This is a genomic window from Allobosea sp. OAE752 (assembly GCF_050433265.1).
Lineage (GTDB): Bacteria > Pseudomonadota > Alphaproteobacteria > Rhizobiales > Beijerinckiaceae > Allobosea > Allobosea spartocytisi.
Genome location: NZ_JBNPXO010000002.1, coordinates 219,835 through 237,837 on the forward strand (window position 1 = coordinate 219,835; position 18,003 = coordinate 237,837).

Consider the following 18,003-nt stretch of genomic DNA (forward strand, 5'->3'; position numbering starts at 1 on the left):
GACAGGCGGGGCCGCGCGTCGCAAGGCTAGCCGGCGGGATGTCTCAGGCGCTGCCGGCATGTGCGCTCCGATCGCCGGATGCGGCTCGGCCGGCGATGCCCGCCGCGCGCCGCTCCAGCAGCATCAGCGCGAGGCCGGCCGCGACGATCAGGGCGGCGCCGCACAGCATCAGCGGCGTCGGCCAGTCGCCAAAGAACAGCCAGCCGAAGAGCAGGGCCCAGATGATGAAGGTGTATTGATAGGGCGCGACCACCGACGCTTCGGCGAGCTTGAGCGCGCGCGTGACGCACAGATGTCCCAGCAGGGCGACGATGCCGAGCAGGCCGAGCAGGGCGAAATCGCGCGGGGTGGGCGTCACCCAGCCGAGCGGCAGCAGGGCCGTGCCGAGGAGCAGCGAGCCGAAGGTCTGCCAGGCGACCAGCGTGACGTCGGGCGTGCCGCGCAGCTTGCGTCCGGCGATCAGCAGCGCCGCGAAAAGCACGCTGCCGGTCAGCGCCAGCAGCGCCGGGGGCGAGAAGCTCGCGCCCGATGGCGCCAGCGCCAGCGCAACGCCGAGGAAGCCGAGGCCGGCGGCGGCCCAGCGAGCGGGGTCGACACGCTCGCCGAGCAGCAGGGCCGCGAGCAGGACGGCCCAGACCGGCGCGGCCATCCAGAGCGTCATCGTATCGGCCAGCGGCAGATGCGCGACGCAGACATAGAAGAGCGTCGATTCGGTCGCGCCGATCACCATGCGCAGAAGCTGCAGGCGCGGGCGCTCGGGCCGCAAGGTGCGGCGGATGCCTTGCCTGAGGATGAAGGGCGCGAGCACGAGCAGCGCGGCGGCGCTGCGAAGCAGCATGAGCTGGCCGGGCGTGTAGGTCGAAACCAGCCATTTCCCCATCACGTCGTTGAGGGAGAACAGCAGGATTCCGAACAGCATCACAGCGATGCCGGTCAGGGATGCGTTGCGGGGGATCATGATGGGCAGGGTTCCTCGGGCGCGCTTCCACTGGCCCAGGCGCCGCGCACTGGCAACCCCGGCAGACGGCATGGCGCCATGCAGGCCATAATTTAATTGTTGACTTAATTAAGTGAATAGCGAATTATAAGTCCATGGATCGTTTTGCCGCCCTCGCCGAACCGACGCGCCGCCAGATCGTGGAGATGCTGGGGGAGAGGCCGCTGGCCGCGGGTGAGATCGTGGCGCGATTCCAGATGAGCGCGCCGGCTGTCTCGCAGCACCTCAAGGTGCTGAAGGAAGCCGGGCTCGTGCGGGTCGAGGTGGCCGGGCAGAGGCGGATCTACAGCCTCGATCCGGCCGGGCTCGACGCCTTCGAGGCCTGGGTGCGCAAGGTGCGCGGCTTCTGGGGCGCGCATCTCGATCTGCTGGAGAAAGAACTGGCAAAGCCCGATGCGGGCGAGGGAGAGTAGCCATGAGCGCGTATGGTGTTGTTCTGGAAAGCGGCGCGGTGCGTTTCGAGCGATTGCTGCCGGGGCCGATCGAACGGGTCTGGGCCTATGTCACCGAAGGCGACAAGCGGGCAACATGGTTCTGCGGCGGCGATGTCGAGCCGCATGTCGGCGGCGAGGTCGCGCTGTTCTTCAAGCATTCGCGGATCACCGACGAGCCGCCGCCGGAAAGTGCCCGCAAGATGAACGATGAGGGCAAGCTGATGACCGGCACGGTCACGGCCTGGGAGCCGCCGTATCGCTTCGCCTTCAACTGGACCGGCATGGGCGATCCGGATTCAGATGTCGAATTCGCGCTGTCGCAGGCTGGCGACAAGGTCCGCCTCGTGCTGACGCATCGCCGGCTGGCGACGAAGGACCGGATGGCGATGGTCTCGAGCGGCTGGCATCTGCATCTGGGCCTGCTCGAGGATCAGCTCACCGGCGCCAGGCCGCGCGGCTTCTGGTCCGTGCATGAGCGGCTCCAGGCCGAATATGCCGAGCGGCAGAAGGACGCGTCGATCTGATCGGGCGCCGCTGCCCACGTGAAGAAGGCCCGGCACTCGCCGGGCCTTCCCGCAAGCCGGGGCTCAAGCTGCCGATGGCGTCGCCTGGACTCGCCGCTGGCGCAGGACATCCGCGATGAAGAGGCGCGACAGTGCGTGATAGAGCGGCTCCCGCGTGATCAGCCGGGCAGTCCCGTAGCCGAGCACGGATGCCGCCATCAGTGCGATGACGTTGTCGTGGTTGCCGGTCATCTCGAGGATGATGACGAAAGCCGTCATTGGCGCCTGAACCACGCCCGAGAAATATCCGGCCATGCCCAGGACGGCGGCAAGACCGATCGGAGAGCCGAGAAGGGCGCCCAGCGTGCTGCCGAGCCCGGCGCCGACCGACAGGGACGGCGCGAACAGCCCGCCCGGAATGCCGGAGACGGACGAGGCCAGGCTCGCCAGGAATTTCGCCAGGAAGAAGGAGGCCGGCAGCGGCGTGCCTTCGATGGCGCTGCGCGCCTGGGCGTAACCCGTGCCGAAGGTCGTTCCGTCCGAGGCGACGCCGATGACGGCGACGAGGCAGCCGGCCGCGACCGCGACGATCAAGGTGCGCCGGAGCGGAGTTGCGGCCCGCCAACGTCGGATACGCCGCGTCAGCGCGACCATGACGCTGCTGAAACAGGCCCCGAAAGCGCCTCCGAGGACGCCGCAGCAGAGCACCAGAAGCCCGTCGCGCCTGAGTTCGGCCGTCGCGTTGGTGAAGCCGAAATAGGTGTAGTTCCCGACGATGGCCAGCGAGGCGAGGCCGGCGATGATGACCGCCGAGAGCACGATGCCGTTGGTGCGGGCCTGGTAGGTCCGGCTCATCTCCTCGATGGCGAAGACGATGCCGGCGAGCGGCGTGTTGAATGCCGCGGCGATGCCGGCGGCAGAGCCGGCCAGGATGAGGCCGCGCGCCTGCACCATGCCGCCCCAGCGGGCCACCTGCAGCATGATGGAGGCGCCGACCTGCACCGTCGGTCCCTCGCGTCCGATCGAGGCGCCGCAGAGCAGGCCGATGATGGTCATGACGATCTTGCCGGTCGCGATGCGCAGCGACAGGAAGCGGGAGCGCTCGGCGTCGTCGCGCAGGTGGCGCGCGGCGATGGCCTGGGGAATGCCGCTGCCCTGAGAGCCCTGGACGAAGCGCGCGGCAATGAAGGCGCACAGGCCGAAGCCCAGGGGCGTCACCAGCAGGGGCAGGAAGCGCAGCCCATCCTGCCGGCCGGCGATCTCCGAAAAGAGCTGCTGGGCCTCGTCGGCCAGCCGCGCGAAACCGGCGCTGACAAGGCCGATGGCGAGCGCCCCGAGCCAGAAGACCAGCCGCTGCCGCCAGTAGCGCGGCGTGATGACCAGGGCGCGCGAGCGCCGGAGCAGTCGCATTTTGCCTGGGCCGCGCACGTCATCCTCTCCGCAAGCCGATATCGGGACAGCCGGCTATAGCAGGATTGCCGGCGGGTATGTCGAGCGACGACCGGCATGGCAGCCCTGCGCTGCCCGGTGCCCTCTGCCGCTCCGGGAGGCGGCTGGCGGAGCGCGTTCCTAGAGGCTCGCCGCTGCCCGTGCCGCCTGGTCGTACTGGCCGGAGAGGGAGCGCATCATTGCGGCGATCTCGGAGAGTCGGGCCGGGTCGGCTCCGGTGGCGCGGACGGATTTGACCAGGAGCTGCTCGCGGATCTGGGCGTAGCGCCGGCAGGCTTCCTCGCCGGCCGGCGTGACCTCGACGGTCTTTTCCTTGCCCTTGCGGCCACCCTTGAGGAGCTTCAGCCGCTCGAGCTTCTTCAGCGAATAGTTCACCAGATGCGTGTCCTCGATATTGAGGACGAGGCAGATATCGGCGAGCCGCTTCGGCTTGCCGCGGTGGTTGACGTTGTGCAGCACGAGCACGTCGAGCGGCGACAGGTCGGGCATGCCGGCCGCCGCCATGCCGCGCACGATCCAGCGCTGGAAGGCATGCACGGTCATGCTGAGCGCGAACTCGAATTCCGAGAGCGCCGGCAGCGCTCCGGATGCGAGATGGCCGGAGGAGACGATGGGGCCGAGATCGTCGGAAAAGGGAGAGGTCATCGCACTCGTCCTGAGTGAAGTCGCTGGGTCATCCGGACAAGCCGCGAAGCGGCGCCGATCCGGGATCCATGCCTGAACCGTTCCGGCATGGATCCCGGGTCTCCCTTCGGTCGCCCGGGATGACCGCGCTCTTGATAGAAGCGTGGCGGAGCCGCTCGCCTCACATCTTCTTGTAGGCGTCGATGATCGCCTGGCCGTCGGCGCCGGCCTTCTTCAGCCAGTCGGCGGTCAGCGTCTCGCCCGCCTTCTTGAAGCCGCTCGCCAGCTCCGGCGAGGGCGCCTGCACCTTCATGCCCTTGGCCTTGAGCTGGTCGATGTACCAGCCGGCCTTGTCCTGCCACATCTTCCAGCCGCGCTCCTCAGCGGTGGCGGCGGCCTTGAGGATCGCCTCCTGCGTCGGCTTGTCGAGCGCGTTGAAGGCGGCCTTGTTGACGAAGGTGGCGTCCTTCGGGATCCAGGCCTGCACGTCGTAGAAATGGTCGAGCGATTCCCAGACCTTGGAGTCGTAGCCGGTGCCGCCCGACGACATGAAGGAGTTGACCACGCCGGTGGCCAGCGCCTGCGGCAGCTCGGCAGCCTGAATGGTGACCGACTGCATGCCGAGCAACTCGCCGAGGCGGGCGGTGCCGACATTATAGGCGCGCCACTTCAGCCCCTTCATGTCCTCGACCGTGTTGATGTCCTTCTTGGCGTAGACGCCCTGCGGCGCCCAGGGAACCATGAAGAGCAGCTTGATGCCCTGCGCGTCGAGCTTCTTCTCGATCGCTCCCTTGGAGGCGGCATAGAGCTTCTTCGACTGCTCGAAGCTCGTGGCCAGGAAGGGCACGACATCGATGCCGAAGACCGGATCCTCGTTCTCGTGGATCGACATCAGGATCTCGCCCATCTGGGTCTGCCCGCTGGCGACGGCGCGCTTGATCTCGGGCGCCTTGAACAGCGCGGCATTGGCATGGACCGTGATCTGGAGCTTTCCTGATGTCGCCGTCTCCACGTCCTTGGCGAAGAGGGCGAGGTTCTCCGTGTGCGGGTTGTCGGTCGGATAGGCGTTGGGCAGGTTCCACTTGGTCTGCGCCGCGGCGGGGGCGGCCATGGCGAGCGCGCTGACGCCGAGCGCGAAGGCTGCTGCCGTCAAGGTTCTGCGATTGATCATGCTGACATTCCCTCTCTCTGGTTGATTGTGATTGTGACGCTCACCGATCCGGGAAAGCGAGGTTCGGCAGGTAGAGCACGATGTCCGGGAAGGTGGTGATGATGATGACGGCGACGTTCAGCAGAAGGAAGAACGGAAAGGCCGCCTTCGCAATCGTCATCGTGTCCTTGCCGCTCATGTTCTGCAGCACGAACAGATTGAAGCCGACCGGCGGGGTGATCTGCGCCATCTCGACATGGATGACGAGGTAGACACCGAACCAGACGAGGTCGAAGCCGGCTTCCTTCACCATCGGCAGCACGATCACCGCCGTCAGCACGATCATCGAGATGCCGTCGATGAGGCAGCCCAGGATGATGTACATGCAGGTCAGCGCCAGCACGAGCATGTGCGGGGAAAGCGACTGGCCCTTGACCCAGTCTGCGAGCGCCGCCGGGATGCCGGTATAGGCCATCGCCGCCGTGCAGAACGCCGCGCCGGCCAGGATCAGCATGATCATGCAGGTCAGGCGCGTCGCGCTCATCACGCTTTCGAAGAAGGTCGACCAGGTCAGCGTGCCGCTCCACCAGGCGAGGAACAGCGCGCCCGTCACACCCCAGGCGGCGCATTCCGTCGCCGTCGCGAAGCCGAGGACCAGCGACAGGAAGACGGCGGCGATGAGCAGCAGGCAGGGCGCGAGCTTGGCCGATTGCCGGATCTTCGCCATGAACGCCATCGGCGGGTCGCGCGGGGGTATCTTCTTCGGGTTCAGCAGAGACCAGATGATGACGTAGCCCATATAGAGCGCCATCACGAGCAGGCCGGGCAGGAAGCCGCCGAGGAAGACCTGCAGCACGGAGACGTTGGCCGTGACGGCATAGACCACCATCGGGATGGACGGCGGAATGAGCAGGCCGAGCGTGCCGGAGCCCGCCAGCGTGCCGATGCTGATGCCCTCGTCATAGCCGCGCTTCTTCAGCTCCGGCAGGGCGATCTTGCCGATCGTGGCACAGGTCGCCGCCGAGGAGCCGGAGACGGCGGCGAAGATGCCGCAGCCGACGATATTGGTGTGCACGAGGCGGCCCGGCAGCCATTGCAGCCAGGGCGATAAGCCCTGGAACATCTGGGCGGAGAGGCGTGTCCGGAACAGGATCTCGCCCATCCAGATGAACAAGGGCAGCGCCGCCAGCGTCCAGGAGGCCGAGGCGCTCCAGACCGTGGTGGCCATCACCTGTCCGATCGGGACGTCGGTGACGAGGATCATGGCAAGCAGGCCGACAAGGCCGAGACCGACCGCGATCCAGACACCGCTGGCGAGGATGACGACGAGGAAACCGAGCAGGACGATGGAGAGGATGGGAAGGCTCATCGCTCAGACGCCCCCGCCCTGCGCGACACGCTCGATCAGCTCTTCCGTCGTCTTCGGCGGCTCGGGCTCGTAGGTCGGCCTGCCGCCGCGCGCCACGGTGACCCATTCCTCAGCGATGGCGATCAGCAGGATCGCGAGTCCGAGGACCATGCCGCTCTGCGGGATCCAGAGCGGCACGGAAACCACGCCTGTGGACATGTCGAAGAACTGCCAGGAATCATAGGCGAGCTTGCCGGCCTGCCAGGTGAAATAGGCGATGAAGGCGGCCGCGATCGTCAGCGAAACCAGCTCCGCGATCCGACGTGGCCGGCCGTGCAGACGCTCGAGCAACAGCCCGACGCGGATCATCTCGCCCTTCCTGAAAGTGTGGGCGAGGCCGAGGAAGGCCATCGCGACCAGGGACCAGGCGGTGAAGTCGTCGCCCGAAGGCACGTTGAGATTGACCTCGCGGCCGAGCGACAAGAGCATCATCAGCACGAAGATGCCGACGAGGAACAATCCCGCGAGATAACCGGCGGCGAGGTAGAGGAGGTCGAGCGTTCGGCGGGTCATCGCGGCGCCGCTCCCCGCAAGGCGGGGCACACGCCCCTGATTGTCAGGACCGTTCGCATCGTCGCATCCTCCACCTTTCGCTGGAGAGGCCCCTCAGCCTTCTTCCAGCCACAATTGGGATCGTAGCCGGCGAAATCGGCTTGTCAACACAACATCGACGATTTATCGATGAAATGTCGGCGTTGATCACCCGCCGGCAAGAGGCGCGGGGGAGAGCTTTCCGATGACGGCACGCTGGGACTTCTGGATCGATCGCGGCGGCACCTTCACCGACGTGATCGGGCGCGATTCTGCTGGCAATCTCCATGCCAGGAAGCTGCTCTCGGAGAATCCCGGCGCCTATCGCGATGCCGCGGTGCAGGGCATCCGTGACCTGCTCGGCCTGAAGGCCGGCGAGCCCATCCCGGCCGGAGCCGTCGGCGAGGTGCGCATGGGCACCACCGTTGCCACCAACGCGCTGCTGGAGCGCAAGGGCGACCGCACGCTGCTGGTCACTACCAAGGGCTTTCGCGACGCGCTGCGCATCGGCTACCAGGCCCGGCCCGACATCTTCGCCAAGCAGATCGTCAAGCCCGAGCAGCTTTATGAAGACGTGCTGGAGGTCGAGGAACGCGTGCTCGCCGACGGCACGGTCGAGCGCGTGCTCGACGAGGCGGCGGTCCGCACGGCCTTGCAGGCGCAGTTCGATGCGGGCTTCCGCGCCGTCGCCATCGTGTTCATGCATGGCTACCGCTACAGCGCGCATGAGCAGGCAGCGGCTCGCATCGCCCGCGCAATCGGCTTCCCGCAGGTTTCCGTCAGCCACGAGGTCTCGCCGCTGATCAAGCTGGTCGGGCGCGGCGACACCGCCGTGGTCGACGCCTATCTCTCGCCGATCCTCGGCCGCTATGTGCAACAGGTGTCGGAGGAGCTCGACGTCGCCCGCACCGGCGCGCGGTTGATGTTCATGATGTCCTCGGGCGGCCTCACCGCTGCCGAATTGTTCCAGGGCAAGGACGCGATCCTCTCAGGCCCGGCCGGCGGCGTCGTCGGCCTCGCCGAGACCGGCCGCTCGGCCGGCTTCGACAGGGTGATCGGCTTCGACATGGGCGGCACCTCGACCGACGTTGCCCATTTCGACGGCGAATATGAGCGAGCCTTCGAAACTGAGGTCGCCGGCGTGCGCATGCGCGCGCCGATGATGCTGATCCATACGGTTGCGGCCGGTGGCGGCTCGATCCTGCATTATGACGGCGCGCGCTTCCGCGTCGGTCCGGATTCGGCGGGTGCCAATCCCGGTCCGGCCGCCTATCGCCGTGGCGGGCCGCTCGCGGTGACCGACGCGAACGTCATGGTCGGCAAGCTGATCCCATCCTATTTCCCGGCGATCTTCGGGCCGAAGCAGAACGAACCGCTCGATGTCGCGATCGTCCGCAACAAGTTCGCGGTGCTGGCTGCGGAAGTCGGCGATGGCCGCTCGGCCGAAGAGGTCGCGGACGGTTTCATCCAGATCGCGGTCGCCAACATGGCCGAGGCGATCAAGAAGATCTCCGTCCAGCGTGGCTATGACATCACCCGCTATGCGCTGAACTCCTTCGGCGGCGCCGGCGGCCAGCATGCCTGCCTCGTGGCAGACGCGCTCGGCATCAAGACCGTGCTGTTGCATCCGTTCTCCGGTCTGCTTTCGGCCTATGGCATGGGGCTCGCCGAAATCCGCTCGACGCGGACGGCCGCGCTCGATGTCGCGCTCGACGGCGAGGCCAAGGCCGCTATCGACGCCGTGGCGGAGAAGCTCGCGGCCGAGACCCGCTCGGAAGTCGCCGGCCAAGGCGTGGCGGAGGGCGATATCGCGATCCATACCCGTGCCCATATCCGCTATGCCGGCACCGACACGGCCATTGCAGTCCCCGCCGGCACGCACGCTGTGATGCAGGAGGCCTTCCAGACCGCGCACAAGGCGCGCTTCGGCTTCATGGACGAGACCAAGGCGCTGGTCGTCGAGGCGGTCGAGGTCGAGGCCGTCGGCGGCGGTGCGAAGTTCGAGGAAGCCTCGGCCGGCGAACAATCGGGCGAGCCGGCGGTGGCCGAGCGCACGCGCTTCTTCGCCAAGGGCGCATGGCACGAGGCGGCGATCGTCCGCCGGGAGGCGATGAAGCCCGGCCAGAGCGTCGCCGGCCCGGCGATCATCATCGAGCCGAACCAGACCGTCGTCGTCGAGGAGGGCTGGAGCGCCAAGCTCACCGCCAAGGACCATCTCGTCCTCGTTCGCGTCAAGGCGCTGGTCCAGCAGGCGGCGATCGGCACCAAGGCCGATCCGGTGATGCTCGAGATCTTCAACAACCTGTTCATGTCGATCGCCGAGCAGATGGGCGTGACGCTGCAGAACACCGCCTATTCCGTGAACATCAAGGAGCGGCTCGACTTCTCCTGCGCGGTCTTCGACCAGACCGGCGCGCTCGTCGCCAACGCGCCGCATATGCCGGTGCATCTGGGTTCGATGGACCGCTCGGTCGAGACCGTGATCGCCAACAACCCGGTGATCAAGCCGGGCGATGTCTACTGCTTGAACGCACCCTATAATGGCGGCACGCATCTGCCGGATATCACGGTCTGCACGCCGGTCTTCGACGCGCAGGACAAGAACATCCTGTTCTGGGTGGCGAGCCGTGGCCACCATGCCGATGTCGGCGGCACGGCGCCGGGCTCGATGTCGCCGCTGGCGACCAATATCGAGGAAGAGGGCGTCTATATCGACAACTTCAAAATCGTCGATCAAGGCCGCTTCTGCGAGGAAGACCTCGTCAAGCTCCTGACCGGCGCGCGCTATCCGGTGCGCAACGTCGTGCAGAACGTCAACGACCTGAAGGCACAGATCGCCGCCAATGAGAAGGGCGTGGCGGAGCTGAAGAAGATGATCGGCTCCTTCGGCCTCGATGTCGTGCAAGCCTATATGGGCCATGTCCAGGACAATGCGGCCGAGAGCGTGGCGCGGCTTCTCACCAAGTTGCATGATTCCGAGTTCACCTATCCGATGGACCAGGGCTGCGCGATCAAGGTGAAGATCACCATCGACCGTGAGAAGCGCGAGGCGACGGTCGATTTCACCGGCACCTCCGAGCAGCGGCCGGACAATTTCAACGCCCCGGCGCCGGTGACGCGGGCCGCCGTGCTCTATGTCTTCCGCGTCATGGTCGACGATGCCATCCCGATGAATGCGGGCTGCCTCCGGCCGATCAAGATCGTCGTGCCGGAAGGCTCCATGCTGGCGCCGCGCTATCCGGCTGCGGTGGTGGCGGGCAATGTCGAGGTCTCGCAGGCGGTGACGAACACGCTGTTCGGCGCGCTCGAAGCCATGTCGGCCTCGCAGGGCACGATGAACAACCTGACCTTCGGCAACGATCAGTATCAATATTACGAGACGATCTGCTCGGGTTCGCCGGCCGGTCCCGGCTTCAACGGCACCTCCGGCGTGCACGTCCACATGACGAATTCGCGCCTGACCGATCCGGAGATCCTCGAGACGCGCTTCCCGGTCGTGCTGGAGGATTTCCACATCCGCCTCGGCTCCGGCGGCAAGGGCGAATGGACGGCGGGCGACGGCACCAGCCGCACCATCCGCTTCCTCAAGACGATGGACTGCGCCATCCTCGCCTCGCATCGCAAGGTCCGCCCCTTCGGCGTGAAGGGGGGCGAGCCCGGCGAGCTCGGCAAGACGCTGGTGCGCCGGCTTTCCGGCGCGGTCGAGGAGCTGAAGCCCTCCGACCAGACCTTGCTCCAGGCCGGCGAGGCGGTGACGGTGATCACGCCGACGGCCGGCGGATACGGCAAGGCGAAGGGCTGAAGCTGTGACAACCTTGGGACGTCGGGCGCCTCAGTGCTGCGCCGGCGCCCGGCCCTTCACGGCGTTGGCCCGCGCGACATAGGACGCGCCGCCATCGCCTGCGATGGTGATGCGCGCGCGGACCTTGTCCTTGAGCAGAGCCACCGTCTGCGCGGGCAGGGCGGCAATGGCCGGGGCGACGGTCGAGCCGAGCGTGCTCGCATGCCAGAACGCGTCGAAATCGGCGAAATGGCGGCGCACGCTGATCTCGCGCGTCTCGACATCGCTGAGCCCGGCCTGTGTCCAGAGTTCGGCCAGGCTCTCGATCCGTGAGACGTCGGCGCTCGGCGGGCGCGGCGGCGTCATCCCGAGCGCCTTGAGTTCTGTCAGCACGGGGTCGAGCGGAAAGCCACCGCCTGGCATGTCCCAGGCATAGGCTGCGACGAGGCCGCCGGGCCGCGTGACGCGCACCATCTCCGCCACGCCCTTGGCCGGATCGGGCACGAAGAAGATCACCAGCGCCATCACGGCCGCATCGAAGCTCCGGTCCGGATAGGGCAGGTCCATGGCGTCGCCCAGCGTGAATTCGGCGAGGCTGGCGACGGGGCGCTTGCGGGCATAATCCAGTTGCCCCGGCGACGGATCGATGCCGCTCAAGGCTGCCGGTGCGCAGCGATCGAAGATCAATTGCGTCGAGGCGCCGTTTCCGCAGCCGATATCGGCCCAGCGCAGGCCTTCGGGCGCGGCGAGCCAGTCAAGGAAGACATCCCCGGCAAGACGGCTCCACTTGCCCATCATCTCTTCATAGGCGGCGCCGTCGTTGAAGCGGATCTGCTGCTCGGTCATGGCGACGGCCTTTTCCAGCGGTTCGGGATGGGACGATCGATCTGGAAATAGGGGCGGCAAAGCCATACCTCCAGTCTCCCTTTCGGAGAACGCACATGCCACAGACCTGGATGATCACCGGTGCCAATCGCGGCATCGGGCTTGCCATCACGACCCAGCTCCTGCGCCGGGGCGACCATGTCATTGCTGCGGCGCGCGATCCGCAGGCGAAGGCGCTGGCGGAACTCGCCTCCGCGCATGCGGGCCAACTCACGCCGCTGGCGCTCGATGTGACGTCCGATGCCAGCGTGGCCGCAGCCAAGCATGCGCTCGCCGGCCGGGCGATCGATGTGCTGCTCAACAATGCCGGCCTTTACGGGCCGCGCGACCGGCAAAGCGGCCTCGATGTCGATTTCGATGCCTGGCGCGAGGTTTTCGAGGTCAATGTCTATGCGCCGGTCAGGGTGGCGCAGGCGTTCCTGTCGAATCTCGAGGCCGGGCAGGGGCGCAAGATCGCGACGATATCGAGCCGCATGGGTTCGATCGGCGCCAACCCCGGCAATGCATTGATCTATCGTTCGTCCAAGGCCGCGGTGAACATGGCGATGGTGGTGTTCGGCAACGCGGTCAGGGCGAAGAACGTCGCCGTGCTGCTGTTCCATCCGGGCTGGGTCCAGACCGATATGGGCGGCGGCGGCGCCGACATCACGCCGGCCGAGAGCGCCGCCGGCCTGATCCGCACCATCGACGCCTCCGGCATGGCCGAGACCAACAGCTTCCGCGACTACAAGGGCGAAACAATCGCCTGGTGAGGGCGTCTGCCGTTCAGTTCGCTCGCGTCGAGGCGAGCCAGAGGCCACCGCCGATCAGCAGGCTGCCGCTGAACTTCGACATCAGCCGGACGCGCCTTTGCGAGAGCAGCTGGCCGGCGCGGCCGGAGAGCAGGGCGTAGGCGCCGTCGCTCAGTGCCGCAAAAGCCAGCGCGGTGGCGCCCATGATGGCGATCTGGGTGGCATGGTCGCGCGTGGGGTCGAGGAATTGCGGAAAGAAGGCGCCGAAGAACAGCAGCGTCTTCGGGTTGCTCAGGGCGACGAGCGCACCTTGCAGGAAGAAGCCGCCACGCGGCGGCTTCGCCGGGACTGTCCCTTCCATGTCGGCACCGGCCGAGCGGAACATCTTCCATCCCAGCCAGATCAGATAGGCGGCGCCGGCCAGACGCAGCCATTCGAACCAATGGCCCAGCGCCGCGGCGACCGAGCTCAGTCCGATGCCGGCGACCACGACCATGATCGCGAGCCCGGCCTGCGTTCCTGCCACATTGAGGAGACCGGCGCGGGTACCGTGCTTCAGGCTGTTGGCGATGATCAGCGTGACCGTGGGACCGGGAACGATGATGATGACGATGCAGGCGAGGAGATAGGCGGCATAGACTTCGAGCGACATGGCGCGGGCCTCCGATTTTGTCGCTAGTGATCTGCCGATATCGAGTTTCTGTCCAGTCACGCCGTATCGTTGCCGAGCGGGAGTTTTGCGATGAGCCAGGCCAGTTTTGCCGTCTTGCCGCTGACGCCGGAGCGCTGGAGCGATCTGGAGGATCTCTTCGGGCCGCAGGGGCCTTGCTACGGCTGCTGGTGCAATCATTTCCGCATGCCGCAACGCTTGCGCGTGCCGCTGCTCGGGGAAGGCGCGCGCCGGCTGTTTGAGGAACGGGTGAAGCAAGGTCCACCGCCGGGTGTGCTGGCTTACGCCGGGGACAAAGCCGTCGGCTGGCTTCAGATCGGGCCGAGGGCGCATATCCCCGAATGGAACAATCCGCGGCGCGCTTCGACGCCACTGCCGGACGCGCCGGCGGAGGATGAGCGGAACTGGGCCGCCTCATGCTTCTTCGTCCGCAAGGGATTTCGCGGCAAGGGCGTCACCGGCGCGCTGCTCGACGGTGCGATCGATTTCGCGCGGGCGAGCGGCGCGCGCTTGATTGAAGCCGCGGCGATGGAGAACCAGGACAAACGCAGTGCGGAAGGGCTCTATGTCGGGCCGGAAAGCGTTTTCCGCCGCGCGGGTTTCGTCGAGGTGGCGCGGCAGAAGCCGGGACGGCCCTTGCTCAGGCTGATGATCTGAGCGCGGCCGGCCGGTCGGATCTCAAGGCCCGAGACCCTGAAGGAAGGTCGTCAGCCGGTCGAGCGCCTGCCGCCCCTCCGGGCGGTCGAGGTCGAACTGGTATTCATGCGGCAGTTTCGGCTCGGTTTCGGGCGGGAAGAACAGCGTGTCGACCTTGACGCCACGGTCGCGCAACGCCTGGGCCATCATCACCGATTGCGGTGCCAGCGGGTCGCCATTACCGGCCGAGATGAAGCTCGGCGGAAAGGCCTCGGTGACATAGCGCGGAACCGCCGCCTCGGTGATGCGATCGCTGTCGAGAGGGTTCGACGTTCCGAAATAGGCGAAGAGAATCGAGCGCAGGAAACTGCCGAAAGGGCCGGCGAAGTCGAGGGCGGTGGGGTCGAAGGCGCCGCAGAACAGGACGACGCCCTTGAGGAGGGAGGGCTCGACCGCGGGCTGGAGGCCAAGCGTCGCGGCGTAGTCCTTCCCGGTCAGGCCGGCCGCGAGCTGGGCCGCGATATGGGCGCCGGCCGAATCGCCTGCGAGCACCATGGTGCTCGCATCGATGCCCAGCCGGGCGGCTTCGCGCTGCAGGAAGCCGAGTGCCTTGTTCGCCTGTAGCACCGGCGTGGGATAGCGCGCCGCCGGCGCGAGGCTGTAGCCGATGGCTACGGTCGGGTAGCCCTTGCCGGCGACGATCCTGAGATAAGGGGCCACGTCCTGCCGGTCCCCGCCGACGAAGCCGCCGCCATGGATCCAGACCAGGACGGGGCGTCCCGGCCGTGCCCCCTCGGGCGGCAGATAGATGTCGAGCCGCTCGTCGGCGGCGTCTCCATAGGCGATGTCGCGCTGTTCCCGGATACCGGCCGGGACATGCTTCGCGAGGGCCGCGTCGGTCTTCGAGGCGCCATAGGCAAAGCCCGCGCGGATCAGCAGCGCCGACGGCCAGGGCGAGAGCACGAAGGCCGCATAGGCGGCAAACGCGACACCGAGACAAAGCAGGAGAATTCGGATCGCGCGCGGCCTCATGGAACGGACGCTAGAGATTCGCCGGAATATTGACCAGAGCGCATGCCGGTCGGATCGCTGCGCGGTCGATCCGGATCAGGGGTTCTCCACCCCTATCCGGCGCCCCGGCCTGCCGCGAATGCCGGCGCCGAAGGAAGTCGCCCGCTCAGGGGACATCGACGCCGGATGCGATCTGTTCCCCGGCTAAATATTTGAATTATATATTTTTTCTTCCTGCTCCAATCCGCTTTTTCGATCTCCCGTTAACCCGTCATTCGTTCGCATCGGCGAAAGAGAGGGCGCACTACAGGTGGGATGATGAGACGGCGACCGGGACTGACGGCAAAGATCATGATGCTCTTTGCACTGCTGAGCATCGCGGCTGCGCTCGGCCTCGTCAGCGTGCTGGGTGGACTTGACGATGTCCGTCGCATCGACCGGGAGGCCTTTTCCGGCATCACGCTCGCCAGCAGCGCCTCGCTGCTCGCCAGCCGGGTTGCGAACGCCTCTCTGCTCGGCCGCCTCGATGCCGACGCCTCGGCTGCCGAAATCGCGGCGTCGCTGGAGAAGCTCGATGCCGCCATCGAATTCGTCGATGCCGCGCGCGCGCATTTCATCTCGGCGTTGCCGAAGGCCATGATCGAGGCGAATCCGACGCTCGACGCGCGCATCAACACTTTCATCGCCTTCCAGCGCGGTATCGTCGATATCGGCCAGCGCGTTTCCGCCAAGGCGGCGGTGCTGGAGGCCGGCGCGGAGGAGGCGCGCCTCAATGTCAGCCAGATCATCGCCACGACCTCGGCGATGCGCGACGCCCTGGCGGCGACGGCAAGCGAAGCCGGAATCCGCGCCGGGGAGCGGGCGGAGCTGGTGCGATTGCGCACCATCGTCATGGCGCTCCTACTGCCCCTGGCGGGCGGGCTCGCCGCGCTCCTGCTGCTCAGCCGCCATCTGACGCGCCCCTTGCGTGAGCTGATGATCTCGATCCGCGAGACGACGAGTTCCGACAGGGTCATCGCCGTACCGCATTGCGGCCGCTCCGACGAAATCGGAGAGCTCGCCCGCACGGTCCAGCAGCTCAGCGAGGTCCGTGCGACCCTGGTGACGCGAGAGACGGAAGCCGGACAGGCCCGCCAGCACCAGCAACTCCGCAGCCGGGAGCTGGCGCGCATCGCCGACGAGTTCGAGGCCCGGCTCGGCCTGCTGCTCGGCGAGATCGGACGGGCGAGCGAGACGCTGCGCACGACGCTTCAGGATGCCGCCGTGCGGGTCAACCAGGTTTCCAGGAGCTCGGAGATCGCGGCGGCGTCCGTGACCGGCGCCGGCGAGGAAGCGAACCGCACGACGGAAGCCGCCCTGCGGATGGAGTTCGTCATCGGGCAGATCAACGACGAGGTCAGGCGGGTCTCGATGATGGCGAGCGCGGCGAGCCAGGAGGCGAGCGGCACGCAGAAGCTGGTCGCCGAGCTCGCCGAGAAGGCCACGCAGATCCGGGACGTCGTCGGCATCATCGAGGCCGTGGCGCGCCAGACCAACCTGCTCGCGCTCAACGCCACGATCGAGGCCGCGCGCGCCGGCGCACATGGCCGCGGCTTCGCGGTGGTCGCCTCCGAGGTCAAGGCGCTTGCCGGCCAGACTGCCGAGGCGGCATCCCGCATTGTCGGCCGGATCGCGCAGGTCGACGCGGCCTTGTCCCATGCCGCGGGCGCGGTCTCGACCATCGGCAACAGCATCGGCACAGTCGAGCAGACCGGGACCGAGATCGCGACCATGGTCGACTCCCATGCCGAATTGCTCGGCTCGCTCGGCGAGACGGTGGCGCGGATCTCCAGCGTCACCGGCACGGCTGCGATGGCGATGGCGGAGATCGCCGCCGCCAATATGCAGACCGTCAACCAGGCCGATATGGGAGCGCTGAGCGCGCGCAATCTCGACGAGCGCATCACCGCCCTGCAAATGGAGGCCAGCGCCTTCGTCCGGCGCCTGCGCGCCGCCTGAGCCCGGGAACCGACGCCGCCGGGCTTGCCTTCGCGGCGCGACTCGGCCCCTTCTGCGGCATGTCCGTCATGATCGTTTTCAACCGATGAGCTGGTCGCTCCAGCAGGATGCCGCATTGTCGGCGGTGGCGCGCTGGCTGCAGGCCGGTGATCCGCAGGTGTTCCGCCTGTTCGGCTATGCCGGCACGGGCAAGACGACGCTCGCGCGCCACATCGCCGAGGCGGTGGACGGAGACGTCGTCTTCGCCGCCTATACCGGCAAGGCCGCGCTGGTGCTGCGCAACAAGGGGTGCGCCGAGGCGCAGACCATCCATTCGCTGATCTACCGCTCGCGCGGCGTCGACGAGGAGAGCCCGATCTTCGCGCTCAACCGCGACAGCCAGGCCGCCAAGGCCAAGCTCATCGTCATCGACGAATGCTCGATGGTGGACGAGGAGCTGGGCAAGGACCTGCTCTCCTTCGGCACGCCGGTGCTGGTGCTGGGCGACCCGGCGCAGTTGCCGCCGGTGAAGGGCGGGGGCTTCTTCACCGAGCAGGAGCCGGACGTGATGCTGACGGAGGTCCATCGCCAGGCGGCGGACAATCCGATCGTGCGGATGTCGATGATCGTGCGCGAGGGCGGCCGGCTCGACTATGGCGATTATGGTCTCAGCCGCGTCATCCGGCGCGACGAGGTCAATCCCGAGGTCGTCATGGGGGCCGACCAGGTTCTCGTCGGGATGAACAAGACGCGCCGCAACTACAATGCCCGCATCCGCCAGCTCATGGGCCGCACCGAGACCAATCCGGTGGCGGGCGAGAAGCTGGTCTGCCTGCGCAACGACAAGAGCAAGGGGCTGCTCAATGGCGGCTCCTGGATCGTGCAGGAGATCAAGACCTCGAAGAAGGGGCTCGTCACCATGCGCGTGACGCCCGAGGACGATACCGCGGCCAAGGCCGTGAAGGTCTCGGTGCTGCCGAACTTCTTCGACGGTACCGAGGAGGAGATCCCCTGGGAGCTGCGCAAGCACACCGACGAATTCACCTTCGGCTACGCGCTGACGGTGCATAAGTCCCAGGGCTCGCAATGGGACGATGTCGTGCTCTTCGACGAGAGCTTCGCCTTCCGCGAGCACCGGGCGCGCTGGCTCTATACGGGGCTGACGCGTGCGGCCGAGACGATCACCGTAGTGATGTAGGACGCGGCGTTGCGCTAC

General features: G+C 67.1%; 16 protein-coding genes. 7 read left to right on the forward strand and 9 right to left on the reverse strand.

The window, feature by feature from the left end; all coding sequences use genetic code 11:
• Positions 1-43 precede the first annotated feature (43 nt).
• A complete protein-coding gene (locus tag GGC47_RS05945) occupies positions 44-958 on the reverse strand; it encodes a DMT family transporter (protein WP_142021684.1) in 915 nt (304 codons plus the stop codon).
• A 134-nt stretch (positions 959-1,092) separates the two neighbouring features.
• Here GGC47_RS05945 and GGC47_RS05950 point away from each other — a divergent pair, with 134 nt between their 5' ends.
• Both GGC47_RS05950 and GGC47_RS05955 read left to right on the forward strand, forming a co-directional pair.
• Positions 1,093-1,410, forward strand: a complete 318-nt coding sequence (locus GGC47_RS05950) for a metalloregulator ArsR/SmtB family transcription factor (protein ID WP_038359166.1) — start codon at positions 1,093-1,095, stop codon at positions 1,408-1,410.
• 2 nt (positions 1,411-1,412) lie between these two features.
• Positions 1,413-1,955, forward strand: coding sequence for an SRPBCC family protein (locus GGC47_RS05955; RefSeq protein WP_038359165.1), 543 nt, complete (start codon positions 1,413-1,415; stop codon positions 1,953-1,955).
• Positions 1,956-2,018: 63 nt separating this feature from the next.
• On the opposite strand, the gene GGC47_RS05960 is transcribed toward GGC47_RS05955, so the two are convergent.
• From GGC47_RS05960 to GGC47_RS05980, 5 genes are all read right to left on the reverse strand, one after another.
• Positions 2,019-3,344, reverse strand: coding sequence for a chloride channel protein (locus tag GGC47_RS05960; protein ID WP_142021685.1), 1,326 nt, complete (start codon positions 3,342-3,344; stop codon positions 2,019-2,021).
• 159 nt (positions 3,345-3,503) lie between these two features.
• Positions 3,504-4,028, reverse strand: a complete 525-nt coding sequence (locus GGC47_RS05965; protein WP_038359162.1) for a winged helix DNA-binding protein — start codon at positions 4,026-4,028, stop codon at positions 3,504-3,506.
• Between the two features lie 160 nt (positions 4,029-4,188).
• Positions 4,189-5,178 (reverse strand): TRAP transporter substrate-binding protein, encoded by a 990-nt coding sequence (locus GGC47_RS05970; protein WP_142021686.1) that lies wholly within the window; start codon positions 5,176-5,178, stop codon positions 4,189-4,191.
• Positions 5,179-5,218: 40 nt separating this feature from the next.
• A complete protein-coding gene (locus tag GGC47_RS05975; RefSeq protein ID WP_038359157.1) occupies positions 5,219-6,526 on the reverse strand; it encodes a TRAP transporter large permease in 1,308 nt (435 codons plus the stop codon).
• Between the two features lie 3 nt (positions 6,527-6,529).
• Positions 6,530-7,078: a TRAP transporter small permease gene (locus tag GGC47_RS05980; protein WP_113252597.1), complete on the reverse strand. Its 549-nt coding sequence runs from the start codon at positions 7,076-7,078 to the stop codon at positions 6,530-6,532.
• A gap of 223 nt (positions 7,079-7,301) precedes the next feature.
• Here GGC47_RS05980 and GGC47_RS05985 point away from each other — a divergent pair, with 223 nt between their 5' ends.
• Entirely contained in the window at positions 7,302-10,898 is a 3,597-nt protein-coding gene (locus GGC47_RS05985) for a hydantoinase B/oxoprolinase family protein (RefSeq protein WP_142021687.1), read from the forward strand.
• A 30-nt stretch (positions 10,899-10,928) separates the two neighbouring features.
• Here GGC47_RS05985 and GGC47_RS05990 read toward each other — a convergent pair whose 3' ends face one another.
• On the reverse strand, positions 10,929-11,723 hold the full coding sequence (locus GGC47_RS05990; RefSeq protein ID WP_142021688.1) for a class I SAM-dependent methyltransferase: 795 nt from the start codon (positions 11,721-11,723) through the stop codon (positions 10,929-10,931).
• Positions 11,724-11,818: 95 nt separating this feature from the next.
• Between GGC47_RS05990 and GGC47_RS05995 the strand changes: the two genes are divergently transcribed.
• The gene (locus tag GGC47_RS05995; protein ID WP_142021689.1) at positions 11,819-12,514 is read left to right on the forward strand and encodes an SDR family oxidoreductase; all 696 of its coding nucleotides are present in this window, start codon (positions 11,819-11,821) and stop codon (positions 12,512-12,514) included.
• 13 nt (positions 12,515-12,527) lie between these two features.
• Here GGC47_RS05995 and GGC47_RS06000 read toward each other — a convergent pair whose 3' ends face one another.
• Positions 12,528-13,145, reverse strand: coding sequence for a LysE family translocator (locus GGC47_RS06000; RefSeq protein WP_142021690.1), 618 nt, complete (start codon positions 13,143-13,145; stop codon positions 12,528-12,530).
• A gap of 222 nt (positions 13,146-13,367) precedes the next feature.
• Here GGC47_RS06000 and GGC47_RS06005 point away from each other — a divergent pair, with 222 nt between their 5' ends.
• Positions 13,368-13,820: a GNAT family N-acetyltransferase gene (locus GGC47_RS06005; RefSeq protein WP_429067749.1), complete on the forward strand. Its 453-nt coding sequence runs from the start codon at positions 13,368-13,370 to the stop codon at positions 13,818-13,820.
• Positions 13,821-13,841: 21 nt separating this feature from the next.
• On the opposite strand, the gene GGC47_RS06010 is transcribed toward GGC47_RS06005, so the two are convergent.
• A complete protein-coding gene (locus GGC47_RS06010) occupies positions 13,842-14,831 on the reverse strand; it encodes an alpha/beta hydrolase (RefSeq protein ID WP_142021692.1) in 990 nt (329 codons plus the stop codon).
• A 330-nt stretch (positions 14,832-15,161) separates the two neighbouring features.
• Between GGC47_RS06010 and GGC47_RS06015 the strand changes: the two genes are divergently transcribed.
• Complete coding sequence (locus GGC47_RS06015) at positions 15,162-16,808, forward strand: methyl-accepting chemotaxis protein (protein ID WP_429067317.1); 1,647 nt, start codon at positions 15,162-15,164, stop codon at positions 16,806-16,808.
• Positions 16,809-16,893: 85 nt separating this feature from the next.
• Positions 16,894-17,985, forward strand: a complete 1,092-nt coding sequence (locus GGC47_RS06020; protein ID WP_142021694.1) for an ATP-dependent DNA helicase — start codon at positions 16,894-16,896, stop codon at positions 17,983-17,985.
• Positions 17,986-18,003 lie beyond the last annotated feature (18 nt).

What these genes read in the sequence shown, in the direction of transcription:
- GGC47_RS05950 (WP_038359166.1), top strand. Translation starts at nt 1,093, where the DNA reads ATGGATCGTTTTGCCGCCCTCGCCGAACCGACGCGCCGCCAGATCGTG.
- GGC47_RS05975 (WP_038359157.1), bottom strand. Translation starts at nt 6,526, where the DNA reads ATGAGCCTTCCCATCCTCTCCATCGTCCTGCTCGGTTTCCTCGTCGTC.
- GGC47_RS05970 (WP_142021686.1), bottom strand. Translation starts at nt 5,178, where the DNA reads ATGATCAATCGCAGAACCTTGACGGCAGCAGCCTTCGCGCTCGGCGTC.
- GGC47_RS05955 (WP_038359165.1), top strand. Translation starts at nt 1,413, where the DNA reads ATGAGCGCGTATGGTGTTGTTCTGGAAAGCGGCGCGGTGCGTTTCGAG.
- GGC47_RS05980 (WP_113252597.1), bottom strand. Translation starts at nt 7,078, where the DNA reads ATGACCCGCCGAACGCTCGACCTCCTCTACCTCGCCGCCGGTTATCTC.
- GGC47_RS06020 (WP_142021694.1), top strand. Translation starts at nt 16,894, where the DNA reads ATGAGCTGGTCGCTCCAGCAGGATGCCGCATTGTCGGCGGTGGCGCGC.
- GGC47_RS05965 (WP_038359162.1), bottom strand. Translation starts at nt 4,028, where the DNA reads ATGACCTCTCCCTTTTCCGACGATCTCGGCCCCATCGTCTCCTCCGGC.
- GGC47_RS06000 (WP_142021690.1), bottom strand. Translation starts at nt 13,145, where the DNA reads ATGTCGCTCGAAGTCTATGCCGCCTATCTCCTCGCCTGCATCGTCATC.
- GGC47_RS05945 (WP_142021684.1), bottom strand. Translation starts at nt 958, where the DNA reads ATGATCCCCCGCAACGCATCCCTGACCGGCATCGCTGTGATGCTGTTC.
- GGC47_RS05960 (WP_142021685.1), bottom strand. Translation starts at nt 3,344, where the DNA reads ATGCGACTGCTCCGGCGCTCGCGCGCCCTGGTCATCACGCCGCGCTAC.
- GGC47_RS06010 (WP_142021692.1), bottom strand. Translation starts at nt 14,831, where the DNA reads ATGAGGCCGCGCGCGATCCGAATTCTCCTGCTTTGTCTCGGTGTCGCG.
- GGC47_RS05990 (WP_142021688.1), bottom strand. Translation starts at nt 11,723, where the DNA reads ATGACCGAGCAGCAGATCCGCTTCAACGACGGCGCCGCCTATGAAGAG.
- GGC47_RS05985 (WP_142021687.1), top strand. Translation starts at nt 7,302, where the DNA reads ATGACGGCACGCTGGGACTTCTGGATCGATCGCGGCGGCACCTTCACC.
- GGC47_RS06015 (WP_429067317.1), top strand. Translation starts at nt 15,162, where the DNA reads ATGATGCTCTTTGCACTGCTGAGCATCGCGGCTGCGCTCGGCCTCGTC.
- GGC47_RS05995 (WP_142021689.1), top strand. Translation starts at nt 11,819, where the DNA reads ATGCCACAGACCTGGATGATCACCGGTGCCAATCGCGGCATCGGGCTT.